At 54.0% G+C, this 3,600-nt stretch carries 3 protein-coding genes and 1 pseudogene; 1 reads left to right on the top strand and 3 read right to left on the bottom strand.

Annotation, left to right across the window (positions count from 1 at the left end; translation table 11 throughout):
• Nucleotides 1–10 precede the first annotated feature (10 nt).
• Nucleotides 11–931: a cysteine synthase A gene (cysK, locus tag ACIQ2T_RS12535; protein ID WP_397591099.1), complete on the top strand. Its 921-nt coding sequence runs from the start codon at nt 11–13 to the stop codon at nt 929–931.
• A 58-nt stretch (nt 932–989) separates the two neighbouring features.
• On the opposite strand, the gene ACIQ2T_RS12530 is transcribed toward cysK, so the two are convergent.
• From ACIQ2T_RS12530 to ACIQ2T_RS12520, 3 genes and pseudogenes are all read right to left on the bottom strand, one after another.
• Nucleotides 990–2,789: an acyl-CoA dehydrogenase C-terminal domain-containing protein gene (locus ACIQ2T_RS12530; RefSeq protein ID WP_397591098.1), complete on the bottom strand. Its 1,800-nt coding sequence runs from the start codon at nt 2,787–2,789 to the stop codon at nt 990–992.
• Nucleotides 2,790–2,823: 34 nt separating this feature from the next.
• A complete protein-coding gene (locus ACIQ2T_RS12525) occupies nt 2,824–3,276 on the bottom strand; it encodes a MerR family DNA-binding transcriptional regulator (protein ID WP_306062522.1) in 453 nt (150 codons plus the stop codon).
• A gap of 94 nt (nt 3,277–3,370) precedes the next feature.
• Nucleotides 3,371–3,600: pseudogene (locus tag ACIQ2T_RS12520) on the bottom strand (hypothetical protein); the annotation flags it as partial.

Raw genomic sequence — 3,600 nt, 5'->3', positions numbered from 1 at the left:
GAAAAAGTCCATGAAAGCCCAATCGATCCTCGAAACCATCGGCAACAGCCCGCATATCCGCATGGCACGTATGTTTCCGCATGCTGAGGTATGGATTAAATCGGAACGATCAAACCCCGGCGGGTCAATCAAGGACCGTATTGGCCTTGCTATGATTGAAGCGGCCGAAAAGGATGGCACATTAAAGCCCGGCGGCACGATCATTGAACCCACATCTGGGAACACCGGAGTTGGCCTTGCCATGGTAGCGGCAGTCAAAGGCTATAAGCTTATCCTTGTGATGCCCGAATCCATGTCTTTGGAACGCCGCCGCTTGATGCTGGCTTATGGGGCTTCGTTTGACCTGACTCCCCGTGAAAAGGGCATGAAGGGTGCGATTGAACGTGCGCTTGAATTGGTGTCCCAAACCACGAATTCTTGGATGCCGCAACAGTTTGAAAATCCCGCCAATATCGACGTCCACACCCGCACCACTGCGTTGGAGATTTTAGAGGATTTTGCAGATTCTCCCATCGACGCCATGATCACAGGAGTTGGGACAGGTGGCCACATTACAGGTTGCGCGGAGGTCTTGAAAAAGGCGTGGCCCAACTTGAAAGTGTTTGCGGTTGAACCAACGCTGTCCCCCGTGATCAGCGGTGGCCAGCCAGGCCCACATGCAATTCAAGGAATTGGCGCTGGTTTCATTCCGGCCAACTTGCACACGTCGTTACTCGACGGTGTCATTCAAGTTGATCCAGATGTTGCCAAGGAAACCGCGCGCCGTGCCGCACGCGAAGAAGGCATGCTGGTGGGTATTTCATCCGGCGCGACGCTTGCCGCGATTGCGCAGAAGCTTCCAGATCTGCCCGCGGGAAGCCGCGTGCTTGGTTTCAATTATGATACTGGCGAACGCTATCTTTCGGTTCCGGACTTTCTGCCGGTCGAATAAACAAAAATGCCGGGACTCATCATCCCGGCAATTTGTTACCTAGCAAAGCTGGCTGTTGTTAGGCGGCCGCAAACATTTCCGGTGTTAGCGCCATGATAGCCTCACTTCCTGCTTCAATCTTGCGGCGCAGTGCACCGCAATCAGGTAAATAGCGCTCGGCGAAGTAGCGCGCGGTCACAAGCTTCGTTTCATAGAATGCCGCGTTGCCCGCCCCTGCATCCAATGCTTTTTGCGCACTTTGCGCCATACGCAGCCATTGCAAGCCAAGCGCAACGATGCCCATGATATGCATATAATGGTGCGCGCCAGCGCCAATGTTATTCGGGTTTGCCATGCCATTTTGCATGAACCACATGGTTGAAGCCTTCAAATCACCACTGGCTTTTTCAAGACGGGTGGCCAGATCGGCAAGTGGGCCGGATTTCGCGGTTGCGCATTCTTCATCCACAATCTTAAAAAGCGCCTGAATAGCACGGCCACCATTTTGCGCGAGTTTCCGGCCGACCAAGTCCATCGCCTGCACGCCATTGGTGCCTTCGTAAATCATCGCGATGCGGGCATCGCGGACATATTGTTCCATGCCCCATTCGGCAATATAGCCGTGGCCGCCATAGACTTGCTGGGCATTGGTTGCGACTTCATAGCCCTTGTCGGTGCCATAGCCCTTAATGACCGGCGTTAAGAGGGATAGCAGATCGTCGGCCATCTGGCGTTCTTCTTCAGTTTGCGCGTGGTGCAGCAAATCGGCCTGTAACGCACCCCATAAGCACAAGGCGCGCATGCCCTCGGTGAATGCCTTCGCATCCATCAACATGCGGCGGACGTCGGGGTGGACGAACAATGTGTCGGCCTTTTGCTCAAGGTCTTGCGGTCCAGTCAGCGCACGCCCCTGCCGGCGGTCTTGCGCATAATATACTGCGTTTTGATAAGCGACCTCAGCGACGCCAAGGCCTTGCTGCCCCACGCCAAGCCGCGCGATGTTCATCATGATAAACATGGCGGCGAGGCCCTTATTTTCGTCACCGACAAGAAAGCCGGTAGCATCATCATAATTCATGACGCAGGTAGCGTTTCCGTGGATCCCCATCTTATGTTCAATGGAACCACAAGACAGCGTGTTGCGCGCGCCGAGCGAACCATCATCATTCACGAGGAATTTAGGCACGATGAACAGCGATATGCCTTTCACACTATCCGGTGCGCCAGGGGTTTTGGCCAACACGAGATGAATGATGTTTTCGGTCAAGTCGTGCTCGCCAGAAGAGATAAAGATTTTGGTGCCCGAAATCGCATAGCTGCCATCGGTATTCGGCACGGCCTTAGTGCGGATAAGGCCAAGGTCGGTTCCACAATGCGGCTCGGTCAGGTTCATTGTCCCGCCCCATTTGCCCGAGATCATATTTGGTGCATATTTGGCCTTCTGTTCGTCGCTGCCCTTCACCAAGATTGCGGACACTGCACCTTGAGTTAAGCCAGGATACATCGCGAACGCCATGTTGGAGCTTGCCATCAACTCCTCAAACGCCATGGAGACGATGTGCGGCATGCCCTGCCCACCGAACTCTACCGGCCCCGACAATGTGCCCCATCCACCTTCACAAAAGAGCTTATAGGCTTCTTTGAACCCATCTGGCGTGGTGACGCTACCGTCTTCATGCCGGGTGCAGCCCTGCAAGTCGCCAACTTGGTTTAACGGGAAAAGAACCCCCTCTACGAACTTCGCGCCTTCGGTCAGGATTGCGTCGACCATATCGGCGCTCGCGTTTTCAAAACCTGGCAGATTGGCAAAGCGCTCCACACCCAATACTTCGTTGAGAATGAACTGCATATCGCGAACTGGGGCGGTGTAGGTTGGCATTTTTGATCCTTAAGGTTTGCAGTGCGTTTTTCGGTTAGGCTGCTGCTGATTTTTCCGCGGCCTCGACCTTTTCCACCGTTGAAACAAATTCAGTGAGCTCTTTGATCGCGCTTTCAATATCGTCGCGCTGCGCCTTCAAAAGATTGATCCGGTCGCGGCATTTTTCAATGGTCACCCGGCGCTGAATATTGCGGCCGTCATTCAGGTCATAAAGATCAATCATCTCGCGGATTTCCGCGAGGCTGAAACCAACACGCTTTGCCCGCAATATCCACGCCAACCGGGCGCGGTCACGCGTCGAGTATATCCGGGCCAAACCCATGCGCTCGGGGGAAATCAGCCCCTGATCTTCGTAAAAACGCAACGCGCGGGCCGTTACCTCAAATTCGAGGGATAGGTCGGATATCGTAAACGAATCCCGATTGAATGCATCCGGCGTATCGATCGTCGCATCAGCCCGTCTTTCGTCATGCGTAAAAGATTCCATGGCGCCTTCCCTCTTCGTTGCACTAACGTCACTAGTTTACGTTAGCGTAAACGTCAATCGTGGAAGTAACGGCTTTTTGCGCGTTAACGAAGCATCAGGCGGATGATGCCGGTGGGTAATTGTCGATAGCTTTCGACACCGGGGCTTCTTGCGTACTCGTGGTCTCCACAGGCGGCATAGTTGGTGCCAATATTGGATCAACGACAGGCTTTGGTTCTGGCCTTTTCACGGGCGTTGCAGTGTCTTGGAGAACGAATACTTCTTGGTCTAGTCGCGTCACGCCAAATAAGGCCTTCGCAAATGCGAGCGGCAATCTGATGCATC

It is taken from the genome of Sphingorhabdus sp. (assembly GCF_044357595.1).
In the GTDB taxonomy this organism is placed as follows: Bacteria; Pseudomonadota; Alphaproteobacteria; order Sphingomonadales; family Sphingomonadaceae; genus Sphingorhabdus_B.
This window is presented reverse-complemented; position numbering and strand designations above follow the sequence as displayed.